Consider the following 313-nt stretch of genomic DNA (forward strand, 5'->3'; position numbering starts at 1 on the left):
CAAGCTGCCTGGGGAGCTTTGAAAAATGAAGAGACCGTTTCAACTGATGGTCGTCATTTCCGCGTAGTCGCAAATGTTGGTACGCCAGCTGATCTAACGGATTATCAACAAAGTGGGGCGGAAGGAATTGGTCTGTTGCGGAGTGAGTTCTTATACGTGGATGCTCCGCAATTACCCACTGAAGATGAACAACTGCATGCTTATAAAAAGTTTTTGACTTCTGTTCATGAACAGAAGGTCGTGGTGCGGACAATGGATATTGGTGGTGACAAACAGTTAGGTGGCTTGCCACTTTCCCATGAAGATAATCCTT

1 protein-coding gene is annotated in these 313 nt (G+C 45.7%); it reads left to right on the forward strand.

Features of this window, described 5'->3' with window-relative positions; genetic code table 11:
- Window positions 1–18: 18 nt before the first annotated feature.
- Window positions 19–313 (forward strand): putative PEP-binding protein (locus tag ACFIK0_RS09620; RefSeq protein WP_375663947.1); only part of this gene is annotated, 295 nt, incomplete at its 3' end.

Origin of the sequence: Bartonella sp. CL63NXGY (genome assembly GCF_042194905.1) — a bacterium.
Lineage (GTDB): Bacteria > Pseudomonadota > Alphaproteobacteria > Rhizobiales > Rhizobiaceae > Bartonella.